Here is a 23,118-nt window from a genome sequence, read left to right as displayed (position 1 = left end):
TGGGCAAATACCAATCTCAAACTTCCGCCGCCTCGGACTCCGGCTCAACGTCCTCGCCGCGCAGGAGACGCTCGGCCCGGTCGCGGTCCTCGGGATAGCCGACGTCGACCCGCCAGCCGTCCATTCGAATCGCATCTATCGTCCGGCCGCTCTGGATGAGCAGGTCGATCGCCTCGCTGATCTCGTACTCGCCCCGGTTCGACGGCTGGACGAGGTGACACGCATGGAAGATCGCGGGCGTGAACGTGTAGAAGCCGGTCATCACCAGGTTCGACGGCGGGTCCTCGGGCTTCTCGACCACGTCGGTGATCTCGCCGTAATCGTTCGTGTCGCAGACGCCGTACCGACTCGCCTCCTCCCAGGGCACTTCTTCGGTGAGGAACGCGGCGTCGGCCCGGTCTTCCTGCTGTCGCTTCACCACGTCACCCAGGTTCGCATCGAAGATGTTGTCGCCGAGAATCAGCATGAAGTCGTCGTCGATGTGTTCTTCGACGGTCAGCAGGGCGTGGGCCAGCCCCTTCTGCTCGCGCTGGTGGGCGTACGTGATCGGAACGCCCTCGAACTCGTCGCCGTAGTGGCTGATGATGTCCTGCTTGCGATAGCCGACCACCACGACGAACTCGTCGGCGCCCAGCTCGGCCAACTGCTCGAAGCAGTGGGTCAGAATCGGTTTCCCGTCGACTTCGACCATTCCCTTCGGTTTGTCTTCGGTCAGTGGCCGCAGGCGAGTTCCTTCACCGGCAGCGAGCACGACGGCTTTCATGTACGTTGGAACGCCGACGGAGTGTTAAATAGCTTTAGACTCGCCAGTTTCCGAATCCTCAAGGGACGGCAGAGCAATCAAGGAAACAATGAACGTCAGCATCGTCGGCAGCGGCTACGTCGGGACGACGGTCGCCGCCTGCCTCGCCGACTACGGCCACGAGGTGACGAACGTCGACATCGACGAGTCGATCGTCGACTCAATCAACGCGGGCGAAGCCCCCATCCACGAACCGGGCCTCGACGACCTCGTGGCCGAGTACGGCGGAGAGAGCCTCCGCGCGACCACCGACTACGCCGCAGTCCGCGATACAGACATTACGTTACTCGCGCTCCCGACGCCCTCCCGAGACGACGGCAGCATCGACCTCGACATCATGGAAGCCGGCGCTCGCTCGCTCGGCGAGGCGCTCGCCGCGAAGGACGACCCGCACGTCGTCGTCGTGAAGTCCACGGTCGTCCCGGGCACGACCGAGGACACGATCGCCCCGATTCTGGCCGAAACCTCGGGCAAGACCCTCGACGAGGACCTCCACGTCGCGATGAATCCCGAGTTCCTCCGCGAGGGGAGCGCGGTCGAGGACTTCCAGCACCCGGACAAGGTGGTCTTCGGCACCCGGACCGACCTCGCGACCGAACGCCTCCGGGCCGTCTTTGACCCGCTGCTCGCCGACTCGGACGCCGCGCTCGTCGAGACAGGCCTCCGGGAGGCCGAGATGATCAAGTACGCCAACAACGCCTTCCTCGCGACGAAGGTCAGCCTGGTCAACGAACTCGGGAACGTCTGCAAGGAGTACGGCGTCGACGCCTACGAGGTCACGGAGGCCATCGGCCTCGACGACCGCATCGGCGAGCGCTTCCTCCGGTCGGGCGTCGGCTGGGGCGGCAGCTGCTTCCCGAAGGACACCGCCGCGCTCATCGCGGCCGCCCGCGACGCCGACTACGAGCCGACCCTGCTCGACGCCGCGGTCGAGGTCAACGACAGGCAGCCCGAGCGCATGCTCGACCTGCTCGAACGCCACGTCGACCCCGCCGGCAAGCGCGTCGCAGTCCTCGGCCTCGCGTTCAAGCCCGGCACCGACGACACCCGCAACTCTCGTGCCATTCCTGTCATCGAGGGCCTCCAAGACCGTGACGCGGAGGTCGTCACGTACGACCCCGTCGCCACCGAGAACATGCGCGAACGTTTTCCGGACGTCGAGTACGCCGACTCTGCTGCGGGAGCACTCGAGGATGCCCACGCCGCGCTGGTCGTCACCGACTGGGACGAGTTCGCCGCGCTCGACGACGAGTTCGACGCGATGGCCGACCCGGTCGTGGTGGACGGTCGCAGGGTGATCGAGCGCCGCGACGGCCTGACCTACGAAGGCCTGACGTGGTAACCGCAGCGGGGGAGTGGGACGGCTACTCCTCGCTGCCCGATTTCGCCAGCCTGTCGAGGCCGAGCGTCGCCAGGAACAGGACGCCGCCGGCGTAGAGGAACGACTGCGGATCGCTGACGAGTCGCGTGACGTAGCCGCTGCCGTACCCGACGACGGTTGTCGCGTACCCGAGCACCGACGCCGTCCAGCCGATGCCGGTCACCCCGCCGAGCTGGTGGAGGATATCACCGTCGAGGTTCACGGTCGTCGCCCCCTTCGTGCGGTCGACTCGCCTGCTCGGTACACGTCGCGACCGGCGGACGCACGCACGCTTTTCGGTTGCGGTTCTCTCCCTTGGTCACCCACCGGAGACATGCGTAATAAGCTCTCGGTAGTCCTTGAATACTTTCTGGTCCGGACCTGGTCGAAGTGCGACGCGTTGCGCCGTAATATCCGGAGTCTCTGAAATACTACATTAGCGAACATATATGCGTGGGATTGCCTCACAGTGTCGTATGGGGGAAGCACCACCGATCCACGAGCTCCACTTCGACGAGGCACCGAGCGTCGACACGGTTCCCGGGCCGAACTCCCGCCAACTGCTCGAGCGCCAGCGCGAACTCGACAGCAGCGCGGTCGCCTATCCCGACCGCGTCCCGATTGCGTTCGACGAAGGTCGCGGAGCGACCCTCCGCGACGTCGACGGGAACACCTACCTCGACTTCTTCGCGGGCATCGGCGTCCTCAACGTCGGCCACGCCAACCCGTACGTGGTCGAGGCGGTGAACGACCAGACCGAACGGCTCGTCCACTCCATCGACTTCCCGACCGAGCCCCGCCTCGACCTCATCGAGAAGCTCGACGCCATCGCGCCGGGCGGGCTCCCCGGGAACAACAAGGTCGTCTTCGGCGGTCCGACCGGGAGCGACGCCATCGAGGCCACCATCAAGCTCGCGAAGTACAACACCGACGGCGACGGGCTCATCGCGTTCCGGGGCTCGTACCACGGCGCGACCTCGGGCGCGCTCAGCCTGACCGGCGCCAAGAAGTTCAAGCGCGAGTACACGCCGCTCTTGAGCGACGTCCAGTACGCGCAGTACCCCTACTCCTTCAAGCACGACGTGACCGAGGAGGAGGCGATGGAGCGGTCGCTCGCGGACGTCCGCTCCATCCTCGAAGACCCGTACGGTGGACTTGCGAATCCGGCGGGCATCTGGGTCGAGCCGATCCAGGGGGAGGGCGGCGTCGTCACGCCCCCGGAGGGCTTCCTCCCGCGACTGAAAGAGATCGCCGAGGACAACGACGTCCCGCTCATCGTCGACGAGATCCAGACGGGGTTCGGCCGGACGGGGCAGTGGTTCGCCAGCGACTGGGAGGACGTCACGCCCGACGTCATGCCGATGGCGAAGGCGATCGGCGGTATCGGGCTGCCGCTCTCGGCGACGATGTACCGCGAGGAGTTCGACACCTGGGAGGCCGGCGGCCACGTCGGCACGTACCGAGGGAATCTGCCCGCGATGCGGGCCGGGGTGCGCGCCATCGAGTACATCGACCGGCAGGACCTGCTCGAACACGCTCGCGAAGTCGGCGAGTACATCCGGACGCGCCTCCGGGAGGTCGCGGAGGCCACCCCCCACCTCGCCGACGTCCGCGGGAAGGGACTGTTCGTCGGCGCGGAGTTCGTCGACGCGGACGGCGACCCCTGGAAGGAGGCGGTTCTCGACGTGCAGACGCAGTGTTACGAGAACGGTGTGCTGGTCTGGACAGCGGGTCGCCACGGCAACGTGCTGCGTATCATTCCGCCGCTCGTGCTCACTCAGGAGCAGGCCGAGACCGGGATGGACGTCGTCACGGACGCGATCGCGGCCGCGACTGGCAGCTAACCAGTCAGCTTGTTGTCCCAAAGGCGGCGAACGGTTCGCGGGAGCGTTGTGAGCCCGTTTCCGGCCTGTGAAATATTCGAGTAGCTATTTATATTGGTCAGTGTTACCAATGTGCGAGATGAGGGGGAACGGGGAAACGACACGGAGCAGCGAGACGAACAGCGCGACCAGACGGCGAGACTTCCTGCGGGCGGTCGGCGGCGTCGGCGTCGCGACGGGAGCGGTCGGCACGGTCGCGGCCCGACAGGGACGGGACAACTTCAAACTCGGCGTCGTCACGTCGCTGTCCGGCGACCTCCGGTTCGGCGGCCAGGTGACCCGGCGCGGGTACGAGCTCTGGAAACGCACGGTCAACGAGCAGGGCGGCATCCAGGTCGGCGGGAGCAGCCACAACGTGAAGCTTGTCTACGCCGACGCGAAGTCCAACCCCAGCACCGGGGCCGACGCCGCCTCTCGGATGATCTCCCAGCAGAACGTCGACGCGGTACTCGGTCCGTACTCCAGCAACGTCACGCTCGCCGTCGTGCCGATCATGGAGAAGAACCGGATGCCCCACATCACCGGGAGCGCGGAGTCGCCCCAGATATGGAAACAGAAGCCCAAGTACACGTTCGGGACCATCCCGACGGTCTCCATCATCGCCGACAGGGCGACCACCGACATCCTCAACCTCGAACCGAAGGCGAAGTCGGTGTACATCACCGGCGTCAACGAGCCGTTCTCGAAGAGCACGGCCCAGGCGATGCGCAAGGCGGCGAAGAACGCCGGCGTCGAGGTCCTCGGGTTCGAGCTGTTCCCGCGGGGCACCGACTACACGAACGTCGTCACGCAGGCGAAGAACGCCGGGCCGGACTTCCACTTCCACGGCGGCCACATCGGCAGCCACGTCAGCCTCGTCAACGCCGCCCGCCAGCTCGACTACAACCCGAACGGGTTCATGTTCCACTACGGGGTGAACACGGACAGCTTCAAGGAGGGCGCCGGGTCCAAGGGCGCGATGTACGCCTTCGGTGCGACCGTCTGGCTCCCGCAGGTCGAGCGCACGGGCGGCGTCCTGTTCGACACGCCCGGCGACTACGTGAAGGCGGCCGAGGACGCCTTCGGCGGCACGCCCGACTACACGCAGGCCGGCTCGACCGCGGCCGGCATCGTCTTCGGCGAGGCGTTCAAACAGCTCGGCGCGAGCCCGCCGCTGAACCAGCAGCAGAAGGACGAGCTGGTGTCGATCCTGGAGGGGATCGAGGTCAACACGTTCTACGGGACCGTCAACTTCGAGACCCAGGGCCAGTACTACCACAACAACGCCAAGACCAAGCCGCTGGCCATCCAGCTCGACCAGGACGGCTCGCCGGTCATCGTCGGCTCCGAGGGCGGCGGGCAGCCGACCTACCCCGTCCCGCAGTGGAGCGAACGGTAAATCGATGGTCGACCCGGGGCTGCTCACCCAGACGCTGATCAACGGGCTGCTGCTCGGCGGCATCTACGTCACCATCGGGGTCGGCTTCTCGCTCGTGTTCGGGGTGCTGGAGGTCATCGACTTCGCGGTCGGCGAGTACGTGATGCTCGGCGCGTTCGCGGGGGCGCTGCTCGCACCGAGCCTCGGCTCCGAGGGCGTGTTCGTCATCCCGCTCGTCTTCGCCGCGTTCTTCGTCGTGGGGTTCCTGATACAGCCGCTCGTCCACCACGTCACGTCGGGCGACCGCCCGATGCCCGTCCTGATGGGGCTGGTGTTCACGTTCGGGCTCGCGCTGTTCGCCCGCGGCTCGGTCCTGACGCTGTTCGGGCCGAACACCCGCAACGTGCCGACCGAGCTGCTCGTCGGCGGCGTGACGATCCGGGGCATCGGCATCTTCCCGACGGTGCGGGTCGTCACGGCCGTCTTCGGCGTTAGCGCGCTCGCCGCCTTCATGTACTACCTGTACAACACCAAGGGCGGCATGGCGATCAGGGCCATCGCCGAGGACCGCACGAACGCACGGCTGATGGGGATCAACGTCAACCGCTACCAGTCGATCGCCTACGGCGCGTACGCCGGACTCACGGCGACCGCCGGGGTCTTCATCGGGCTGATATTCTCGGCCAACCCGGGGATGGGGCTCCAGTACACCGCCTTCGCGTTCTTCATGGTGGTGCTGGCCGGGCTGGGCTACCTGCCGGGGGTCATCGTGAGCGGCATCGTCCTCGGACTCGCCCAGTCGCTCACCGCCGTCTACCTGGGCAGCGAGCTCGTGCTGTTCGTCCTCTTCGGACTCATCTACGTCGTGCTGCTGGTCTCGCCGTCCGGCATCCTCGGCAAAGGGGGTGAGCACGCGTCGTGAGCACCGACGAGGAGAGCGGCAGCCAGGCCACCTACGAGGAGGGAGGGAGCCACGGCACCTACCTCGAGCGGATCCGCGGCCTCGACCGACCGCCCCGCTGGGCGGTCGGCCTGCTGCTGGTCGCGCTGGTCCTGCTCCCGGTCTGGCTCGGCCCGTTCTGGACCCGCATCGCGCTCGGCACGCTGATGTGGATCGGGCTGGCCCAGTCGTGGAACATGATCGGCGGCTACGCCGGCTACCTCGACTTCGGCCACGGCGCGTACTTCGGCGTGGGCGCCATCGTCACCGGCATCGGGATGAACACGCTCGGCTACCCGTTCGTCGGCGGGTTCGTCCTCGCGGGCGTGGCGGGCGCGGTGCTGGCGTACGTCATCGCCGTGCCGACGCTCCGCCTCCGGGGCGCGTACTTCGCCATCGCGACCTGGGCGTTCGCCGAGGCGATCAAGCAGCTCGCGCTGGTGCTCGAGATCACCGGCGGCACGTTCGGGATGAGCCTCCCGACCGGCGAGGGGACCATCGGCCTGCCGATTCCCGGCGGCCCGTCCGAGACGTTCTTCTACTACGCGATGCTCGCCCTCGCGGTCGGCACCGTCGCGCTCGCGTACGTGCTCTTCGAGCGCCGCGAGTTCGGCTTCCGCGTGAAGGCGCTCCGGGACAACCAGGACGCCGCCGAGGCGCTGGGCATCGACACGACGCGGGTCAAGCGCCAGGTGTACGTCCTGTCCTGCGTCATCGCGGCGCTGTTCGGCAGCGTCCACGCGTTCTTCATCACGTTCATCCACCCCAACGACGTGCTGGCCGCCATCGTCACCGACCGGATGGTCATCATGGTGCTGCTCGGCGGACTCGGCACGATCACCGGGCCCGTCCTCGGCGGCGTCGCCGTGTTCCTGCTCCAGCGCCTGTCGTCGCTGTTCCTCGGGCAGTCGACCTTCTACCTCCCGCTGATCGGCGTGCTCATCATGGTGACCGTCCTGTTCGCGCCGAGCGGCATCGTCGGCCTGCTGCGCGGCGAGACGACCGCGACAGACGTGAAAGCCAACCTCTCCGAACTCGCGGACCGCTTCGACTTCCGATGACCGATACGAAAATCCGATGACCGACACGATACTCCGCACCGATGGCCTGACGAAGCGATTCGGCGCACTGACCGCCAACGACGGCATCTCGCTGTCCGTCGAGCGCGGCGAGATACGCGGCATCATCGGCCCGAACGGCAGCGGGAAGACGACGTTCTTCAACTGCGTCACGGGGTTTCTCGACCCCGACGAGGGCAGCGTCGAGTTCGACGGGACCGACGTGACCGGCTGGGACCCCCACCGCATCGCGCGGCGCGGCATGGTCCGGACGTTCCAGATCGTCTCGCCGTTCAAGAACATGACCGTCCGCCAGAACCTGCTCGCGGGCCGCGTCCCCGACCGCGTGGACAAGCAGGCCCGGGTCGACGAGATCCTCGAGTTCCTCGACATCGACCACATCGCCGAGAACGACGCCGGGGAGATCAGCGGCGGCCAGCAGAAGCTGCTGGAACTAGGCCGGGTGCTGATGCTCGACCCGGACTGCGTGCTGCTGGACGAGCCGACGGCGGGCGTCAACCCGGCCCTGGAGAAGCGCGTCCTCGAACACGTCCGGCAACTCAACGACGACGGGATGACGTTCGTGGTCGTCGAGCACGACATGAGCGTGATGCGGGAGGTCGCCGACTCCGTCTCGGTGTTCGACCGCGGCGAGTACATCGCCGAGGGGCCGTTCGACGAGATACAGCGGGACGAGCGCGTCCGGAAGGCGTACCTCGGCTCGGCGAGCGACGAGGAGGTGCCGATATGAGCGACCCGCCCGTCCTCGTCGCCGAGGACGTCGTCACCGGCTACGACCAGCACGAGGTGATCCACAGCGTCTCGGTCCGCTCGCACGACGGCGTCACCTGCATCTTCGGGCCGAACGGTAGCGGCAAGTCGACGCTGCTCAAGACGATGAACGGCGTCGTCCCCGTGTGGTCGGGGGCCATCAGGTACGGCGACCGCGACCTCACGGACGCGTCCCCGGAGGACATCGTGAAGTCGGGCATCGCGTCGCTCCCGCAGGGCGGCGGCGTGTTCGGGACCCTGACGGTCGAGGAGAACCTGCGGGTCGGCGGCTTCACCGTCGACGACCCGGACGTCCTCGACGAACGGATAGCGGACGTCCTCGACGTCTTCCCCGACCTCCGGGAGAAACTCGACGCCAAGGCGAAGTCGCTGTCGGGCGGCCAGCAGATGATGGTCAGCCTCGGTCGGGCGATGATGACGGGGGCCGACACCTACCTCCTGGACGAACCCAGCGCGGGGCTCGCCCCGGCGCTCGTCGACGACGCCTTCGAGCTCGTCTCCCGGCTGGTCGACCAGGGCGCCCAGGTCCTCCTCATCGAGCAGAACGTCACCGCGGCGCTCCGGCTCGCCGACCACGTCTACATCCTCGCGGAGGGCGACCTCCAGTTCGACGGCCCGCCGGCCGACCTCTCGGACGAGGACGAACTGATGGAGCTGTACCTCGGCATCGGGTAAGGGGTCGACCTCCGAGTCGGTGCGGGGCTCCGACCGGGCGGGTTGGCATAGCTATTTGTCGATGGCCGGCGTCACTTCCCTGAGCCAGCATGCCACCAGTTACCGAACTGCAAGAGATGTACGAGGACATGGTGACGGCGCGTCACTACGAGGAGCGCCTCCAGGAGGAGTACCTCGAGGGGAAACAGCCGGCGTTCGACATCTCGGCCGGTCCCATCCCGGGCGAACTCCACCTCGCCGCCGGCCACGAGGCCGCGGGTGCCGGGGTCTGCCAGCACCTCCGGGACGACGACACCGTCACCGCGCCCCACCGGCCCCACCACGTCGCCATCGCGAAGGGCGTCGACCTCGAGCGGATGACCGCCGAGATATTCGGCCGCGAGACCGGGCTCAGCGAGGGGAAGGGCGGCCACATGCACCTGTTCGACCCGGACGTCAACTTCGCGTGCAGCGGCATCATCGCCGAGGGCTGCCCGCCCGCGGTCGGCGCCGGCATGGCCGCCAAGAAGCGCAACACCGACAGCGTCGCGGTCGCCTACATCGGCGAGGGCGCCATCGACCAGGGCGCCTTCCTCGAGTCGCTCAACCTGGCGGCGGTACGGGACCTCCCGGTCGTCTTCGTCATCGAGGACAACGACTGGGCCATCAGCATGCCCAAAGAGCGGGTCACCGACGTCGAGAACGGCGCCCAGCGCGCCGGCGGGTTCGACCTCCCCGGACAGCGCGTGGACGTCGACGACGCGGTCGAGATCTACCGGGCCGCCAAGGAGGCCGTGGGCCGCGCCCGCGACAACAACGGCCCCACGCTCCTCGAAGTCCAGGTCCACCGGCGGATGGGCCATTTCATGGGCGACCCCGAGACCTACCGGCCCGACGCGGACAAGACCGCGGCCGAGCAGCGCGACTCCATCGAGCGCCTCGCCGAGGACCTCAGAGCGCACGGTGTGGAGGACGACCGGCTCGACGAGATCCGCGAACGCGCGGAGGAGCGAGTCGAGGAGGCCATCGAGTGGGCCAAGGACCAGCCCGAACCCGACCCCGAGGACGCCTACGAGGACGTCTTCGTGAATCCGCCCTCGGGGGTCACCGACAGCGAGCCGTCGACCGAGGTCGCGGGAGGTGACGACTGATGGCCCAGCAGGAGGAGGGGCAGGCGGAAGCGCGCCAGACCGACCGGTCGCTGACGATGAGCCGGGCCATGGTCGAGGCCATCGCCAACGAGATGCGCGAGAACGAGGAGGTCTTCTACATGGGCGAGGACGTCGCCGACTACGGCGGCATCTTCGACAGCACCCAGGGCCTGCTCGAGGAGTTCGGCCACGACCGCATCATGGACGTCCCCATCAGCGAGACGGCGTACATCGGCGCGGCAGTCGGGGCGGCCCAGCAGGGGATGCGACCGATCGCCGAACTGATGTTCGTCGACTTCTTCGGCGTCGGGATGGACCAGATCTACAACCAGATGGCGAAGAACACCTACATGAGCGGCGGGAACGTGAGCGTCCCGATGGTGCTCACGGCGGCGGTCGGGGGCACCTACAACGACGCCGCCCAGCACTCCCAGACGCTCTACGGCACCTTCGCCCACCTGCCCGGCATGAAGGTGGTCGTCCCGTCGACCGCCTACGACGCGAAGGGCCTGCTGCACAACGCCATCCGGGACGACGACCCGGTGGTCTACCTGTTCCACAAGCGCCTGATGGGCATCGGCTGGCTGCCGGCGCCCGACGGCCCGAAGACCGGCGTCCCCGAGGACGACTACACCATCCCCTTCGGCAGCGCCGACGTCAAGCGCGAGGGCGAGGACGTCACGGTCGTCACGCTCGGCCTCCACGTCCACCGGGCGATGGAGGCCGCCGAGTCGCTGGCCGACGACGGCATCGACGCCGAGGTCATCGACCTCCGGACGCTGGTCCCGCTCGACGTGGACACCGTCCGGGAGTCGGTGGCCAAGACCGGGCGCCTAGTCGTGGTCGACGAGGACTACCGGTCGTTCGGCGTCACGGGCGAGATCGTCGCGCGCGTGGCCGAGGACGGACTCTCCGACCTGGAAGCCGTCGAGCGCGTCGCGGTGCCGGACGTGCCGATTCCCTACGCGCGACCGATGGAGGACGAGGTCATCCCGGGGGTCGAGGACATCAGCCAGGCCGTCCAGAACGCGCACCAGGAATGAATCGGGAGCGCCACGCATGAGTCGGAGGTCGCGAGCATGAGGGAGGACGGCGACCGCGTCGCCGTCTCGACCGACGACGTCTGGCCCGAGGACGCCGACGCGGAGGAGGGCGTCGTGGTCAACTGGTTCGTCGGCGAGGGGAGCCGCGTCGAGGAGGGCGACGACCTCTGCGAGTTCCAGGTCGAGAAGGTGAGCGTCGACGTGCCGGCTCCCGTGGCCGGCACCCTCGACGAGATTGTCCTCGACGAGGACGACGAGTTCGAGCGCGGCGCCACGCTCGCCTGGATCCGGCCCGACTGAGCACCTTCCTCACCTCACCGTATTTTGAACGATTTCACGCTACAGAGCATGCCACCGACAGACACCGAGGCCGACGGAGACGACGAACAGGAACCCGAGAACACCGACGAGCAGGGCCGGACCGTCCGCGAAGAACGGACGCTCTCCCCCATGCGCCGGACCATCGCCGACCGCCTGCAGGAGAGCTACCGGAACGCGGTCCACGTCACCGCGAGTCGCGAGGTCGACGCGGAGGCGCTGGTCCGCGCAGCCGATACCGCAGACGACCGCCTCGACGCCGACGTCTCGATCATCGACCTCGTGCTGTGCGCGCTCTCGGCGACGCTCGACGAACACCCCGCGTTCAACGCGACGTTCGAGGAGGGGACCCACTGCCTCTACGAACAGCACAACGTCGGCGTCGCCGTCGACATCGAGGCGGGACTGGTGACGCCGGTGCTGCGCGACGTCGGGTCGAAGTCGCTCGGCGATATCGCGACCGAGCGCCGCGAGCTGACCGAGAGCGTGCGGGCCGGCGACTACTCGATGAGCGACCTCCGCGGCGGGACGGTCACCGTCACCAACCTCGGCGTGCTGGGCGTCGACTCGTTCACGCCGGTCATCAACCCGCCGGAGGTCGCGATCCTCGGCGTGAATCGCATCCGGGAACGCGCCGAGCGCGGGGACGACGGCGTCGAGTTCCGCCGCCGGACGAACTTCGACCTGAGCTTCGACCACCGCGTCGTCGACGGCGCGGACGCCGCGCGGTTCCTCGACACGCTCGCGGACGAAGTTACGGACGCCGAGGCGTTCGTTCCCGACGAGTAGGTCGGCGAGAGCGCCCCTCGATTCGATTCGCTCCGTTCCCCACCGCAATTTTCAACGATTGTTTATACGGTTATCGCCCGTACCGTCGAGACGGGACCATGGCACAGAAAGAAGTCCAGCAGGAGCTCTCGGTCGACCAGTACACGCTCGGCCTCGTCGGTCCGGACCAGGAGTGGGCCGGCACCGTCGCCGACGGCGGCACCATCAGGACCCACACCCCGCCGGCGTGCTGGGGTCCGATGATCACGCCCGAGTTCAGGGGCGGCCACGAGGTCACGCGACCAATCCGCGTCGAGAACGCCGAGGTCGGCGACGCCATCGCGCTGAAGATCAGGGACATCGAGGTGACGAGCGTCGCGACCAGCACCGGGAGCATGGCCGAGCGCGAGGGGGCGTTCGGCGACGACCCCTTCGTCGACCACCGGTGCCCGGAGTGCGGCACCGAGTGGCCCGAGAGCGTCGTCGAGGGGACCGGCGAGGAGTCGGTCAAGTGCGCCGAGTGCGGCGCGAACGCCTCCTCGTTCGGCTTCGAGTACGGCTACACGGTCGCCTTCGACGACGACCGGACCGTCGGGCTGACCGTCGGCGAGGAGGGCGCCGACGACCTGGCGAACCGCGCCGACGAGGCGATGGCGCTGCCCGAGAACTCCCGCCAGCACCCCATCCTGCTGTACAAGCCCTCGGAGATGCCCGGCACGCTCGGCCACCTCCGGCCGTTCATCGGCAACGTCGGGACGACGCCGCCGGTCGAGCTGCCCGACTCGCACAACGCCGGCGACTTCGGGCAGTTCCTCATCGGCGCCGAGCACGACTGGGGCCTCGAAAGCGAGGAGGAACTCGCCGAGCGCACCGACGGCCACATGGACATCAACGCGGTCCGCGAGGGCGCGGTGCTGGTCTGCCCGGTCAAGGTCGACGGCGGCGGCGTCTACGTCGGCGACATGCACGCCAACCAGGGCGACGGCGAGCTCTCGCTGCACACCACCGACGTGAGCGGGCGCGCCGAACTCGACGTGGAGGTCATCGAGGACCTCGACATCGACGGCCCGCTGCTGCTGCCGAACGAGGAGGACCTCCCGCACATCGCGACGCCGCACACCGACGAGGAGCGCGAGCGCGGCGAACAGCTCGCCGCGGAGTACGACGTCGACGGCGTCGACGACCTCGGCCCGCTCCAGGTCATCGGGAGCGGCGCGACGATCAACGACGCGACCGAGAACGCCTTCGACCGCGCAGGCAAACTCCTCGACATGACCGAGGGCGAGGTCCGCGCCCGGTGCACCTTCACCGGCGGCGTCGAGATCGGCCGGCTCCCGGGCGTCGTCCAGCTCTCGATGCTGGCGCCGATGGACCGCCTGGAGGAGCGCGGTCTCGACCACCTCGTCCGCGAACAGTACGGGCTCTAGCGGCGGCTGCACTCTCTTCCGCGCCGTCCGTCTCCGCCCTGCACTGCCGGAAACACCGTCAGTTCGGCGTCGGCGGGGCACCCGTCGTCGAGGTCGGCGCGCTCGCCGTTCACGGAGACGCGGACGCTACTGCGAACCCGGTCATCGTCGTCGTAGAGCTGCGACCGCGCCCGCGGGTACTCTTCGACGAAGACGGCGAGCGCGTCACGGACCGTCCCGCCACCGAACGCCAGTTCGACCGTCTTCTCGCCCGTCGCGCTCCGCAGCGGCCCGTATACGGTGACCTGCACAGGTCACGCTACGACGGTGTGCTCGAAAAACGCTCGGTCCACTTCCGCTACGCCTCGACGACCTCGACGAAGTTCCCCTCGGGGTCGCGGAAGAACAGGATCGAGGTGTCGATCTCGATCGCCTGGGGCTCGCTGACGGGCTCGACCTCGTCCGGGAGGTTCTCGTAGAACTCCTCGATATCCTCGACCGCGAACCCCACGTGCTTCGCGCCGACCTGGTTGATTGCGCCGGCAGTGCAGTCGTCGCCGGCGGGGTCGTACTCGATCAGCTCGATGCGGGTGTCGTCGCCGTCGTCACCGCAGGCTTCGAGGTGGACGAACTCGCCGGTCGCGCCGTCGACGCCGATGGCGGTTCCGATGCCGTCCTCGGTGAGCGTGAACTCGTCGGCCACCGACAGGCCGAGCGCGTCCCGGTAGAACGAGACCGCTTCGTCGAGGTCGCTCACGACGATTCCGACGTGGTGGGTCTGGAGCTCCTGCATGGTTGCTACGACGTACCACGCGCTCGGTTCTCATAAGCTTCCGCGCCGACCTGCGGTTCTCGCAGCCTGTCACGCGACTGCTCGTGCGGCGACGGCACCGTCCGCCCGCCGACCGACCGGGCCCAGGGGCGTCCCGGCAGTGATTCGAGCCCGAGGTCGGCCCGGCACCGTCTCGCCATCCTGTCGTCGCCCGCTGCTGCGCTCCGAATCCGGGCGTGTGACCTACTCGCCCCCGTAGCGGTCGTCTAACACGTTCTCGTAGTTGTCGTACATCGTCACCGGATAGCGCCCCTCCGGCGGACTGCCGATGGCGATCAGCCGACACGGTTCGTCGTAGGGGTTGTGGAGCAGGTGCGGCGTCCCCTCGCGGACCACGATGACGTCGTCTTCGACCAGATCGAACGACTCCTCCTCGACCTCGATGCGACACTTCCCGTCGAACACGTAGTAGAACTCCTCCTGGTCGTCGTGAGCGTGGTAGTGCGTCTGGGACAGCGGTTTGCCGGGTTCGAGGACGGCGATGTTGAGGTTGTAGTCCCCGATGTCGAACGCCTTCGAGATCTCGTACCGCGGCGTCGGTTTGTGGGGATTGTCGTCGAGTTCGTCGAGCGACCGGTGGTCGTACCCGGAACTCATAGTGGACCCACCAGCGGATAGCCAATAAGTATACTCGCGGCGCTGGACTCGACGCGCCCCGTGTTCTTCACTACTCACAACCGGTCGTAGACCGCGTCGAGCAGCCCCGACCCGTCGTCTTCCCACTTCTTCTCGACTACTCGGCCGGGCGCCTTGACGTACGGCGCGCCGCCGGACCCCTCCTCGTATTTGGCGACGACCGAGACGGCGTTGCCGACCGCCTCGGCCTCGACCTCGCCGAGTCCGATGCACCCCGTCTCCGGGTCCTCCGCGTACACGACCGCGCCCTCCCCCAGCGAGAGCTCGTTGTCGAGGTGGACGACCTGGAGTCGGTCGCGAACCGCGTCGGAGTCTCTGTCCATACTGTCGGTAACACCGTTTCCGGCAAAGGCGTTTCCTGCGATCGGCGGACGCGGACTGGCTCTGCGAGGTCCCGGCGGGCGTCCTGCGGACTCCGGGACGGCGTCGGAGTCCGACACCGTAAAGCCCGTCCTCCGGAAAGCACCGGGCGGATGGACCGGTCGTACTGGCGGACCGTGTCGCTCGTGACGCTGTGGCAGGTCGCCGCGAGCGTCTGCTACTACGCCGTCTTCGCGGCGACCCCGTTCGTCCGCGCGGAGTTCGGCCTCTCGCGGTTCCGGGTCGGACTCGTCGTCACCGCGCTCACGCTGGGCTACGCGGTGTTCCTCCTCCCGCTCGGGGCGCTCACCGACCGCTTCGGCGAGCGCCGCACGCTCACGCTCGGCCTCCTCGGCCTCTCGGTCGGCAGCGTCCTCGTCGCGGGCGCGCCCTCCTTCCCGCTCGTCCTCGTCGCCGCGTTCCTCCTCGGGACGGTGTACGGCACCGCCATCCCCGGGACGAACAAGGCCATCTACGACAACATCGCCGCCGGCCGGCAGAACCTCGCGCTGGGCATCAAGCAGGTCGGCGTCACCGGCGGGAGCGGCGTCAGCGCGCTGGTGGTGACGGGGCTGGCCGGCGTCCTCTTCTGGGAGGCGGGGTTCCTCGTCGCCGCGGGCGCCGGCGTCGTCGTCGCGGCGCTGTTCTACGTCCTCTACCCCGGTGCGAGCGACGTCTCGGACGCCGAGTTCCCGGACTTCCGGGCGCTGTCCCGCAACCGCGCGTACCGGCGACTGGTGACCGCGGGCTTCTTCCTCGGCGCGGCGCTGTTCACGACGACGGGGTACACCGTGCTGTACGTCACAGAGGAGTTCGGGGCCTCGGTCGCCTTCGGCGGCGTCGTGCTCGCGCTCGTCCAGCTGTTCGGCAGCGTCGGGCGCGTGGTCACGGGGTGGCTGAGCGACGCGCTCCCCGCCGACCCAAAGCGCCGGACCGGCGCGATTCTCGTCGTCCAGGCGCTCGCGGGGGCCGGCCTGTTCGTCGCCGTCGCAAACGTCTCGGCGCCGTGGAGCGCCGCCGTCGCCTTCTCGGCGCTCGGGTTCTTCGTCCTCGGGTTCACCGGCGTCTACTACTCCTGCATGGCGACGCTGGTGCGCGCCGGCGAGATGGGCGGCGCGACCGCCGGCGGACAGCTCGCGCTCACCGCCGGCGCGCTGGTCGCGCCCCCGGCCTTCGGCTACCTGGCGGACACCGTCGGCTACCGCGCGTCGTGGTGGCTGCTCGCCGCGGCCTGCGTCGTCGCCGCCGGTCTCCTCGTGGTCGTCGTCAGGACCGAGTCGACGGTCGACGACCCCGCGATGGCCGAGTCGTCTCCGCAGGGGTGAGGACGCGGTCTCGCGTCCGCCTCCTCGCCGCCGGGAGAGTGTTTGAATAATCGTGACGAGCACTTATGCGGGCTGCCGGACAATTCGAGTCCGATGGGTACCGACAGCGACCGCGGTCAACCGCTGGACGACGTCACCGTGCTGGAACTGGGGAACATCGTCGCCGGGCCGTTCGCGAGCGTGATGCTCGCGGACCTCGGCGCGGAGGTCGCGAAGGTCGAACGGCCCGGTAGCGGCGACGTGCTCCGGAGCGCGGGCGAGGCGGGGCCGCCGATGTTCGACGCGCTCAACCGGAACAAGCGCTCCATCGAACTCGACCTCAAGAGCGACGCCGGACGGGAGGCGTTCCTGGACCTCGCGGAGCGCGCGGACGTCGTCGTCGAGAACCTCGGGCCGGGCGTCGCGGACCGACTGGGCATCGGCTACGACGACCTCCGCGAGCGCAATCCGGGCCTCGTCTACCTCTCCATCAAGGGCTTCCTGGAGGGACCCTACGGCGACCGAACCGGCATGGACGTGGTCGCCGAGGCCATGTCGGGCCTGATGAGCATGACCGGCGAACCCGGGCGCAAGCCGGTCCGGGTCGGCACGTCCATCGCGGACATGGGCGCGGCGATGTACGGCGCGATGGGCGTGCTCGTCGCCCTGCGAGAGCGGGAACGCACCGGCGAGGGCCGCAAGGTCGACGGCCCGCTGTTCGAGGCGGCGGCCTCCTGGATGGGCTACTGGGCGACGTACGCCGACCGGTACGGCCGCGACCACCCCGCGCTCGGCGCCTCCCACCCCACGTGGGCGCTCTACGACGTGTTCCGGGTCGGCGGCGAGGACGAGTGGCTGTTCGTCGGCGTGACGTCCGAGCGCCACTGGCCGGCGCTCTGCCGCGCCATCGACCGCGAGGACCTGCTGGCCGACGAGCGGTTCGAGACCGCGGAGGCGCGGCTCGACCGCAAGGCGGAACTGACCGAGGTGGTCGCCGAGGAGCTCCGGGATCGCGACCGCGAGACCGTGCTCGCGGCCCTGCTGGCCGAGGACGTTCCGGCCGCGCCGGTCAACGACCCCTCCGACCTGGTCGACGACGATCACCTCGCCGCCGTCGACCTGCTGGCCGAGTTCGAGTCCGCCGAGGACGACCGGCGACTCCGGACGGTGATGACGCCGATCCGCGGCGACGGGATGGCGCCGGTCCAGCGGCGCGACCCGCCCGAACTCGGCGAACACACCGAAGACGTCCTTCGCGACGCCGGCCTCGACGAGGACGCGATCGCCGCACTCCGGCGGCGGGGCGCGTTCGGGGGCGAATGATCGGGTCGAAGGTGAGAGACCGTGTGCACGGGTCGGGCGCCCGGAGCTGAGCGAACGAGTTGCCGCGGCGAAGACACGTTTTGTCACGGCCGCGGCAGTTATCCGGCCCGCGAGCGATTCGCGATCATGGAGCTCATCCACGTGAACGTCAACGTGGCGGACGCCGAGGAGACGATCGCCTTCTACGAGCAGTTCGGCTTCGAGGAGACCTGGGAGTTCGAGACCGCCGACGGCGACACCCGCAACCGGTACATCGCCGACGACAACGGCGTCGAACTCCAGCTCTCCGACACGGACGGCGAGACCGACTTCGAACCCGGCTCCGCCTGGGACCACCTCGCCATCGGCGTCGACGACGTCGACCGGGTGTTCGCGGAGATCGACCACTACGGCGTCGACGAGGAGCCGACTGACCACCCCGAGGCGGGCGCCCGCGTGGCCTTCGTCCGCGACCCCGACGGGCGACGGGTCGAACTCGTCGAGTCACTGGAGTGACTCCCCGGCGTGTCAGAACGGGGCGTCGACGCCGGCGTCGTCCCCGCCGCCTCGCTCCGCGACGCCCTCGGCGGGGTCGGCGTCGAGCGTCTCCGCGAGCTCGCCGCGCTCGTCGAGCTCCGCCAGGACGTCGCTGCCGCCGACGAACTCGCCGTCGACGAACGTCTGCGGGATGGTCTCCCACCCGCTGTGGGCTTCGAGCGCCTCGCGGAAGGCGTCGAGATTCTGAAGCGTGTCGACCGTCTCGACGTCGTCCCGGTACGCCCGGACGAGACCGAGCGCGCGCTTCGAGTAGCCGCACTGCGGCATCCGCGCGTCCCCCTTCATGAAGAGGACGACCTCGTTCTCCGCGATGGCCTCGTCGACGCGGTCGCGCACCTCGTCGGCGTCCAGTCCCTGTTCGGTCGGGTCGAAGGTCATGGTACTGGTCATCGTTTCGCGTCGAGCGGGATACGGCTTGGGGTCGGTCGGCGCCGGCACGGTTCGGCGTCCGGCGTTTCGCGGTGCGGTCGGTTCCGGGGTTCGACGCTCCCGACGGACGCGGCGGTCACGAACCGACCGCGTCCGCGACCACTCGCCCGGCCTCCTCGCGGTCCAGCGGTTCGCCGCGGCGCTCGGCGGCGTTCCGGAGCGCCTCCCGACCGGCAGCGACGCGCTCGTCGGTCGCCTCCAGGCCGGCCGCCTCCAGCAGCGCGCGGACCCCGCCACGGCCGGTGCCGCGGCCGAACAGGAGTTCGCGCTCGGCGCCGTACTTCCCGGGGTCGAACGGCTCGTAGGTGCTGGGCTCGCGGAGCATCGCCGCCGTGTGGAGGCCGCTCTCGTGGCGGTACCCCTCCCGACCCAGTACCGGCTTGCCCTCGTAGTCGACGCCGAGCGCGTCGAGGACCGCGCGACACGCCGGCACGAGCTCCGGCAGGTCGAGCGCCACGTCGTCGCCGCGTTCGCCGGCGAGCACTGCGACCTCCTCCAGCGGGGCGTTGCCGGCGCGCTCGCCGACGCCGCCGACCGTGGCGTCGATGCTGTCGGCGCCCGCGTCCACCCCCGCGATGGCGTTTGCCGTCGCCACGCCCATGTCGTCGTGGGGGTGGATCGTCACCGCGAGGTCGTCGCCGACCTCGTCGACCACCGCGGCGACCGTCTCGCGGACCGCGTCGGGGTCGCCTGCACCCGTCGTGTCCGCGAGCGTGACGTGGCGCCCGCCGGCGTCCCGGACGACCCGTGCTCCGTCCCGGAGGTGGTCGTTGTCCGCGCGTATCGCGTCCATCAGGGTCGCGCCGGCCGCGACGCCGCCGTCGACCGCTCGCTCGACGTTCTCCCGGAGGAGCCGCAGGGACTCCTCGCGGCTCTTGCCGAGCGCGTGTTCGAGCTGGACGTCCGAGCTGTTGACGATGACCTCGATCTCGTCGGGGTCGACGTCGAGGGCCGCGTCGACGTCGGCCGGGACGGCCCGGGCGAGCGCGGCGGTCTGGAGGCCGAGCGAGTCGGCGTGGCGGTACAGCTCCTCGCGCGGGGCGGCCCGGGGGAACGACACCTCGACCCGGTCGACGCCCATCCGCGCCACTTCGTCCAGTACGCGCTCGCCGACGTCGTCGGTGATTTCGAGGCCGGGGACCTGCGACCCTTCCCGCAGCGTGAGGTCCTTGAACTCGACAGTCATACGTTACCAATCGGCGATACTCCTGTTAGGACTTTCCCCGATCGGCGACGGAATCTGTGACCCTTCGGTACCGGAAACCTCTCCGGCACCTTCGCTCGGAAATCTGTGCTGCCTCGCGCATCTCCGCATCGGAAGGGCGGAATTCTTTTGTTCCGAAACGCCATCCTTCTACATATGGACGCGATCGGTGGGCGATCGCAAGTGCTCGCCGACATCGGAGAGTCGCTATGCCGCGATGCGGACGTCGACTTCGCGGTGGCGTTCGGTTCGCAGGTCACGGGCGACTCGCACCCGTCGTCTGACCTCGACCTCGCCGTCAAGTTCGCCGACGGTCTCTCCTCCCGCGAGCGCTTCCGGAAGCGATGTTTCCTCTCGGGCGACCTCCAGCGAGAGGACGCCCCGTTCGTCGACGTCTCGGACATCGAAGCGCTCCCTGTCGACGTGGCCCGCGACGCTGTCACCGGCAAGCTACTTTGCGGGGACGAGCAGGCGTTCCGCCAGTTCAAGGCGGAAATCGGGACAAAATTCGCGGAGCGACGTGACGACCTCCGCCACCACCAGCGGAGCGTAATCGACCGCATCGCCGAGGACGGTCTGCATGGCTGACGGGCGGACTGTCTGGAGGAAGCGGTTCTGTACCTGAGGTTGAATCCGCGGACCCGACCGAAAACGGAGATTTACTATCCCTCGGCCTGTCCTCTGCCCATGGACGTCATCCACACTGCCATCTGGGTATCGGACATGGACGAGGCCCGCGCGTTCTTCGTCGACGCGGTCGGCCTCTCGGAGAACTGGTCGTTCACCCTCGACGGCGTCGAGAACGTCTACGTCGGCGGCGAGCACGGCGAGATCCAGCTCCGCCACGACCCGGACCGGCCGGCACCCGAGCCCGACCGGTCGACGGTCGACCACGTCGCGGTCTCGGTCGACGACGCGGACGCCGAGTGCGAACGCATCGTCGAGGAGACCGGGTGCGACGTCGTCGAGGGGCCGATGACCGTCGACGCCGCCGACGCTCGGGTCGCGTTCCTGGAAGGGCCCGACGGCTACGTCCTCGAACTGGTCGAGGACCTCGGGTGAACCTGCCGAACGGACTCCCTGTCGATACGGCCCGGCACCGGTCCACCTGAAGGGGTTATCCCGCTCGACCACCGAGAACCTGTATGCAGTGGTGCGACCAGCCAACGCGATCAGCCGGGAGCGAAGGTGTGAGGGTCCGGAACCGGAGCCCGACGGGGGACCCGGCGTGACCGACGAATCCCTCCCGGCCGAACACCTCTCGCCGCTCGCCGCGCTCGTCGACGAGGTGCTGGCGGACGTCGGCTACGAGGTGGCGGCCGCCACCGACGCCATCGACGACGCCGTCCCCGGCCACGGCGGACTGTTCGACCCCACGACCACCCCGACCGAGTTGCGTCGCGCGCTCGAGAGCCTGCTGGCGTCGGGACTCGACCGGCCGCCCGTCCCCGAACCGGCCGGGGATAGCTTCGTCCTCTACGTCGACGGCAGTTCGCGCGGCAACCCCGGCCCCGCGGGTGCGGGCGCCGTCATCGCGGACGCTGCGGACGAGGAACTCGCCCGACTCGGCCGCCCCGTCGGCTCCCGGACGGGGAACAACACCGCCGAGTACGTCGCCCTCCGGCTCGGGCTCTCGGAACTGCTGGCCCGCTACGAGCCGCGCAGACTGGAAGTGCGCATCGACTCGATGACGGTCATCCGCGACGTCTGGGGCGGCGACGACCCGACGGAACCGGGCGTCGAGGCGTACAGCGAGGCCGTCGCGGCGGCGCTGTCGAGCGTCCCGGCCCACGAGTACACGCACCTGGCCGACAGCGACCCGAACCCCGCCGACGCGCTGGCGACGGTGGGTGCCGACATCGCGGCCTTCGGACCGGGGTAGGGGAAGCAGCACGGGTCTCAACGTCTGGTGATCGAGTCGGTCGCCCGGCCGGCGATTCGGCGGTCAGTCCGTGCGTTCCTCGAGCGCCCGCCGGATCGCCGCCACCGTCTCGTCGCGCCGACGAGTAACGTCCGCGGGCGCCTCGTCGTAGTCGAAGAACCCGGCGCCCGCGCCGATGCCGGTCCGGCCCTCGGCGACGCGGTCGCGGAGCGCAGCCTGGGGCTCCTCGTCGTTCGCGAGTTCGGGAAAGAGGTCGTCAGCGATGGTCTCGAACAGGTCCAGCCCCGCGATGTCCATCGTCTCGAAGGGGCCGATGGCGGCGGTCCGGGTCGCGTACCCGTCCCGGATCGCCCGGTTGACGTCGTCGACCGAGGCGATGCCGGCCTCGACGATGTGGAGGCACTCCCTGACGACCGCGAACTGGACGCGGTTCCACACGAACCCCGGGACGTCGCGCTCCACGAGAATCGGATCGCGGTCGACCGCCTCGACGAACGCCCGGAGCCGCTCGACGGTCCCGTCGGCGGTCGCCTCGCCCCTGACGACCTCGACCGGCGAGAGGAGGTACGGCGGGTACCACCAGTGGCACCCGGCGATTCGGTCGGCGTGGTCGGGCGCGCCCTCGGCGATGTCGGTGACGGGGATGCTCGACGTGTTGGAGGCCAGCACCGCGTCCGGAGGCGCCGCCTCGGCGAGGTCCGCGAAGAGCTCGCGCTTCGCGGCCAGGTCCTCGGATATCGTCTCCAGGACCACGTCGGCCGAGTCGACGCCCGCGGCCGTGTCGAGCGTGAACTCGACGTGTTCGAGTACCCCGTCCGGGTCCCGGTCGGTGAGGCCTTCTTCGGTCAGAAACGTGACTGCGTCCCGGATCTGCTCGCGGGCGCGGTCGAGGTTCTCCCGCCGGTGGTCGACGAGCGTCACGTCCCGGTCGCACACCGCGCACTGGACGGCCAGTCCGTGGCCCATCGCGCCGGCGCCGACCACGGCGACGTTTTCTGGGTCGCTCATACCGTCGTCTCACCGCACGGCGGTATCACTCTAGGGGCGGTCGTCAGGCCGACTCCGGGGACTCGCTCCTC

At 69.0% G+C, this 23,118-nt stretch carries 27 protein-coding genes; 18 read left to right on the top strand and 9 right to left on the bottom strand.

The annotated features are described in order from the left end of the window. Positions 1-16: 16 nt before the first annotated feature. Complete coding sequence (aglF, locus tag ACQUQF_RS05140; RefSeq protein WP_435176443.1) at positions 17-763, bottom strand: UTP--glucose-1-phosphate uridylyltransferase AglF; 747 nt, start codon at positions 761-763, stop codon at positions 17-19. A gap of 88 nt (positions 764-851) precedes the next feature. Between aglF and aglM the strand changes: the two genes are divergently transcribed. Further along, complete coding sequence (gene aglM / locus ACQUQF_RS05135; protein WP_435176441.1) at positions 852-2,144, top strand: UDP-glucose 6-dehydrogenase AglM; 1,293 nt, start codon at positions 852-854, stop codon at positions 2,142-2,144. 22 nt (positions 2,145-2,166) lie between these two features. Here the strand turns inward: aglM and ACQUQF_RS05130 are convergent, their stop codons facing one another. After that, complete coding sequence (locus ACQUQF_RS05130; protein ID WP_435176439.1) at positions 2,167-2,385, bottom strand: hypothetical protein; 219 nt, start codon at positions 2,383-2,385, stop codon at positions 2,167-2,169. 253 nt (positions 2,386-2,638) lie between these two features. Between ACQUQF_RS05130 and ACQUQF_RS05125 the strand changes: the two genes are divergently transcribed. The 11 genes from ACQUQF_RS05125 (at position 2,639) to ACQUQF_RS05075 (ending at position 13,553) form a co-directional block, all read left to right on the top strand. Next, on the top strand, positions 2,639-4,006 hold the full coding sequence (locus ACQUQF_RS05125) for an aspartate aminotransferase family protein (RefSeq protein WP_435176437.1): 1,368 nt from the start codon (positions 2,639-2,641) through the stop codon (positions 4,004-4,006). A 118-nt stretch (positions 4,007-4,124) separates the two neighbouring features. After that, on the top strand, positions 4,125-5,423 hold the full coding sequence (locus tag ACQUQF_RS05120; protein ID WP_435176435.1) for an amino acid ABC transporter substrate-binding protein: 1,299 nt from the start codon (positions 4,125-4,127) through the stop codon (positions 5,421-5,423). A gap of 4 nt (positions 5,424-5,427) precedes the next feature. Further along, positions 5,428-6,324, top strand: coding sequence for a branched-chain amino acid ABC transporter permease (locus ACQUQF_RS05115; RefSeq protein ID WP_435176433.1), 897 nt, complete (start codon positions 5,428-5,430; stop codon positions 6,322-6,324). Continuing rightward, a complete protein-coding gene (locus ACQUQF_RS05110; RefSeq protein ID WP_435176431.1) occupies positions 6,321-7,403 on the top strand; it encodes a branched-chain amino acid ABC transporter permease in 1,083 nt (360 codons plus the stop codon). The genes ACQUQF_RS05115 and ACQUQF_RS05110 overlap by 4 nt, the downstream gene beginning before the upstream one ends. Before the next feature lie 16 nt (positions 7,404-7,419). Next, positions 7,420-8,151 carry an ABC transporter ATP-binding protein gene (locus ACQUQF_RS05105; RefSeq protein WP_435176429.1) on the top strand — a complete coding sequence of 244 codons (732 nt, stop codon included), beginning with the start codon at positions 7,420-7,422 and terminating at the stop codon, positions 8,149-8,151. Next, the gene (locus ACQUQF_RS05100) at positions 8,148-8,867 is read left to right on the top strand and encodes an ABC transporter ATP-binding protein (RefSeq protein WP_435176427.1); all 720 of its coding nucleotides are present in this window, start codon (positions 8,148-8,150) and stop codon (positions 8,865-8,867) included. The genes ACQUQF_RS05105 and ACQUQF_RS05100 overlap by 4 nt, the downstream gene beginning before the upstream one ends. A 116-nt stretch (positions 8,868-8,983) precedes the next feature. Beyond that, a complete protein-coding gene (locus ACQUQF_RS05095) occupies positions 8,984-9,997 on the top strand; it encodes a thiamine pyrophosphate-dependent dehydrogenase E1 component subunit alpha (protein WP_435177601.1) in 1,014 nt (337 codons plus the stop codon). Continuing rightward, positions 9,997-11,040 (top strand): alpha-ketoacid dehydrogenase subunit beta, encoded by a 1,044-nt coding sequence (locus tag ACQUQF_RS05090; protein WP_435176425.1) that lies wholly within the window; start codon positions 9,997-9,999, stop codon positions 11,038-11,040. The genes ACQUQF_RS05095 and ACQUQF_RS05090 overlap by 1 nt, the downstream gene beginning before the upstream one ends. A gap of 36 nt (positions 11,041-11,076) precedes the next feature. Then, positions 11,077-11,340, top strand: a complete 264-nt coding sequence (locus ACQUQF_RS05085) for a lipoyl domain-containing protein (protein WP_435176423.1) — start codon at positions 11,077-11,079, stop codon at positions 11,338-11,340. A gap of 48 nt (positions 11,341-11,388) precedes the next feature. After that, the gene (locus tag ACQUQF_RS05080; protein ID WP_435176421.1) at positions 11,389-12,147 is read left to right on the top strand and encodes a 2-oxo acid dehydrogenase subunit E2; all 759 of its coding nucleotides are present in this window, start codon (positions 11,389-11,391) and stop codon (positions 12,145-12,147) included. Positions 12,148-12,245: 98 nt separating this feature from the next. Then, positions 12,246-13,553 (top strand): acetamidase/formamidase family protein, encoded by a 1,308-nt coding sequence (locus tag ACQUQF_RS05075; RefSeq protein WP_435176419.1) that lies wholly within the window; start codon positions 12,246-12,248, stop codon positions 13,551-13,553. On the opposite strand, the gene ACQUQF_RS05070 is transcribed toward ACQUQF_RS05075, so the two are convergent. From ACQUQF_RS05070 to ACQUQF_RS05055, 4 genes are all read right to left on the bottom strand, one after another. Beyond that, complete coding sequence (locus ACQUQF_RS05070) at positions 13,550-13,843, bottom strand: ubiquitin-like small modifier protein 1 (RefSeq protein WP_435176417.1); 294 nt, start codon at positions 13,841-13,843, stop codon at positions 13,550-13,552. The two genes, ACQUQF_RS05075 and ACQUQF_RS05070, sit on opposite strands and share 4 nt — an antisense overlap. A gap of 47 nt (positions 13,844-13,890) precedes the next feature. Next, positions 13,891-14,325, bottom strand: a complete 435-nt coding sequence (locus tag ACQUQF_RS05065) for a VOC family protein (protein WP_435176415.1) — start codon at positions 14,323-14,325, stop codon at positions 13,891-13,893. 222 nt (positions 14,326-14,547) lie between these two features. Beyond that, positions 14,548-14,961: a cupin domain-containing protein gene (locus tag ACQUQF_RS05060; RefSeq protein WP_435176413.1), complete on the bottom strand. Its 414-nt coding sequence runs from the start codon at positions 14,959-14,961 to the stop codon at positions 14,548-14,550. Positions 14,962-15,035: 74 nt separating this feature from the next. Then, entirely contained in the window at positions 15,036-15,323 is a 288-nt protein-coding gene (locus ACQUQF_RS05055; protein WP_435176411.1) for a hypothetical protein, read from the bottom strand. Between the two features lie 150 nt (positions 15,324-15,473). Here ACQUQF_RS05055 and ACQUQF_RS05050 point away from each other — a divergent pair, with 150 nt between their 5' ends. The 3 genes from ACQUQF_RS05050 to ACQUQF_RS05040 all read left to right on the top strand — a co-directional run bounded on the left by ACQUQF_RS05050 (position 15,474) and on the right by ACQUQF_RS05040 (position 18,482). Beyond that, a complete protein-coding gene (locus ACQUQF_RS05050; RefSeq protein ID WP_435176409.1) occupies positions 15,474-16,685 on the top strand; it encodes an MFS transporter in 1,212 nt (403 codons plus the stop codon). A 93-nt stretch (positions 16,686-16,778) separates the two neighbouring features. Further along, entirely contained in the window at positions 16,779-17,987 is a 1,209-nt protein-coding gene (locus tag ACQUQF_RS05045; RefSeq protein WP_435176407.1) for a CaiB/BaiF CoA transferase family protein, read from the top strand. Positions 17,988-18,113: 126 nt separating this feature from the next. Next, positions 18,114-18,482, top strand: coding sequence for a VOC family protein (locus ACQUQF_RS05040; RefSeq protein WP_435176405.1), 369 nt, complete (start codon positions 18,114-18,116; stop codon positions 18,480-18,482). Between the two features lie 12 nt (positions 18,483-18,494). On the opposite strand, the gene ACQUQF_RS05035 is transcribed toward ACQUQF_RS05040, so the two are convergent. Both ACQUQF_RS05035 and ACQUQF_RS05030 read right to left on the bottom strand, forming a co-directional pair. Beyond that, a complete protein-coding gene (locus ACQUQF_RS05035) occupies positions 18,495-18,902 on the bottom strand; it encodes a glutaredoxin family protein (RefSeq protein ID WP_435177599.1) in 408 nt (135 codons plus the stop codon). Positions 18,903-19,029: 127 nt separating this feature from the next. Further along, positions 19,030-20,139 (bottom strand): LeuA family protein, encoded by a 1,110-nt coding sequence (locus tag ACQUQF_RS05030; protein WP_435176403.1) that lies wholly within the window; start codon positions 20,137-20,139, stop codon positions 19,030-19,032. A gap of 174 nt (positions 20,140-20,313) precedes the next feature. On the opposite strand from ACQUQF_RS05030, the gene mntA reads away from it, so the two are divergent. From mntA to ACQUQF_RS05015, 3 genes are all read left to right on the top strand, one after another. Then, positions 20,314-20,745, top strand: a complete 432-nt coding sequence (gene mntA, locus ACQUQF_RS05025) for a type VII toxin-antitoxin system MntA family adenylyltransferase antitoxin (RefSeq protein ID WP_435176401.1) — start codon at positions 20,314-20,316, stop codon at positions 20,743-20,745. Between the two features lie 99 nt (positions 20,746-20,844). Further along, the gene (locus ACQUQF_RS05020; protein WP_435176399.1) at positions 20,845-21,219 is read left to right on the top strand and encodes a VOC family protein; all 375 of its coding nucleotides are present in this window, start codon (positions 20,845-20,847) and stop codon (positions 21,217-21,219) included. A 166-nt stretch (positions 21,220-21,385) separates the two neighbouring features. Next, positions 21,386-22,039 carry a ribonuclease HI family protein gene (locus tag ACQUQF_RS05015; RefSeq protein ID WP_435176397.1) on the top strand — a complete coding sequence of 218 codons (654 nt, stop codon included), beginning with the start codon at positions 21,386-21,388 and terminating at the stop codon, positions 22,037-22,039. 63 nt (positions 22,040-22,102) lie between these two features. Here the strand turns inward: ACQUQF_RS05015 and ACQUQF_RS05010 are convergent, their stop codons facing one another. After that, positions 22,103-23,047, bottom strand: a complete 945-nt coding sequence (locus ACQUQF_RS05010) for a 3-hydroxyacyl-CoA dehydrogenase family protein (RefSeq protein WP_435176395.1) — start codon at positions 23,045-23,047, stop codon at positions 22,103-22,105. Positions 23,048-23,118 lie beyond the last annotated feature (71 nt).

This window comes from Halorussus sp. AFM4 (genome assembly GCF_051194995.1).
Classification (GTDB): Archaea; Halobacteriota; Halobacteria; order Halobacteriales; family Haladaptataceae; genus Halorussus.
The sequence above is the reverse complement of the archived record's forward strand: the minus strand, read 5'-3'. Positions and strand labels throughout refer to the sequence as shown.

Bases quoted from the DNA above. Each gene is read 5' to 3' on its own strand.
- aglF (WP_435176443.1), bottom strand. From the start codon at position 763: ATGAAAGCCGTCGTGCTCGCTGCCGGTGAAGGAACTCGCCTGCGGCCA.
- aglM (WP_435176441.1), top strand. From the start codon at position 852: ATGAACGTCAGCATCGTCGGCAGCGGCTACGTCGGGACGACGGTCGCC.
- ACQUQF_RS05125 (WP_435176437.1), top strand. From the start codon at position 2,639: ATGGGGGAAGCACCACCGATCCACGAGCTCCACTTCGACGAGGCACCG.
- ACQUQF_RS05120 (WP_435176435.1), top strand. From the start codon at position 4,125: ATGAGGGGGAACGGGGAAACGACACGGAGCAGCGAGACGAACAGCGCG.
- ACQUQF_RS05115 (WP_435176433.1), top strand. From the start codon at position 5,428: ATGGTCGACCCGGGGCTGCTCACCCAGACGCTGATCAACGGGCTGCTG.
- ACQUQF_RS05105 (WP_435176429.1), top strand. From the start codon at position 7,420: ATGACCGACACGATACTCCGCACCGATGGCCTGACGAAGCGATTCGGC.
- ACQUQF_RS05100 (WP_435176427.1), top strand. From the start codon at position 8,148: ATGAGCGACCCGCCCGTCCTCGTCGCCGAGGACGTCGTCACCGGCTAC.
- ACQUQF_RS05095 (WP_435177601.1), top strand. From the start codon at position 8,984: ATGTACGAGGACATGGTGACGGCGCGTCACTACGAGGAGCGCCTCCAG.
- ACQUQF_RS05090 (WP_435176425.1), top strand. From the start codon at position 9,997: ATGGCCCAGCAGGAGGAGGGGCAGGCGGAAGCGCGCCAGACCGACCGG.
- ACQUQF_RS05085 (WP_435176423.1), top strand. From the start codon at position 11,077: ATGAGGGAGGACGGCGACCGCGTCGCCGTCTCGACCGACGACGTCTGG.
- ACQUQF_RS05080 (WP_435176421.1), top strand. From the start codon at position 11,389: ATGCCACCGACAGACACCGAGGCCGACGGAGACGACGAACAGGAACCC.
- ACQUQF_RS05075 (WP_435176419.1), top strand. From the start codon at position 12,246: ATGGCACAGAAAGAAGTCCAGCAGGAGCTCTCGGTCGACCAGTACACG.
- ACQUQF_RS05065 (WP_435176415.1), bottom strand. From the start codon at position 14,325: ATGCAGGAGCTCCAGACCCACCACGTCGGAATCGTCGTGAGCGACCTC.
- ACQUQF_RS05060 (WP_435176413.1), bottom strand. From the start codon at position 14,961: ATGAGTTCCGGGTACGACCACCGGTCGCTCGACGAACTCGACGACAAT.
- ACQUQF_RS05055 (WP_435176411.1), bottom strand. From the start codon at position 15,323: ATGGACAGAGACTCCGACGCGGTTCGCGACCGACTCCAGGTCGTCCAC.
- ACQUQF_RS05050 (WP_435176409.1), top strand. From the start codon at position 15,474: ATGGACCGGTCGTACTGGCGGACCGTGTCGCTCGTGACGCTGTGGCAG.
- ACQUQF_RS05045 (WP_435176407.1), top strand. From the start codon at position 16,779: ATGGGTACCGACAGCGACCGCGGTCAACCGCTGGACGACGTCACCGTG.
- ACQUQF_RS05040 (WP_435176405.1), top strand. From the start codon at position 18,114: ATGGAGCTCATCCACGTGAACGTCAACGTGGCGGACGCCGAGGAGACG.
- ACQUQF_RS05035 (WP_435177599.1), bottom strand. From the start codon at position 18,902: ATGACCTTCGACCCGACCGAACAGGGACTGGACGCCGACGAGGTGCGC.
- ACQUQF_RS05030 (WP_435176403.1), bottom strand. From the start codon at position 20,139: ATGACTGTCGAGTTCAAGGACCTCACGCTGCGGGAAGGGTCGCAGGTC.
- mntA (WP_435176401.1), top strand. From the start codon at position 20,314: ATGGACGCGATCGGTGGGCGATCGCAAGTGCTCGCCGACATCGGAGAG.
- ACQUQF_RS05020 (WP_435176399.1), top strand. From the start codon at position 20,845: ATGGACGTCATCCACACTGCCATCTGGGTATCGGACATGGACGAGGCC.
- ACQUQF_RS05010 (WP_435176395.1), bottom strand. From the start codon at position 23,047: ATGAGCGACCCAGAAAACGTCGCCGTGGTCGGCGCCGGCGCGATGGGC.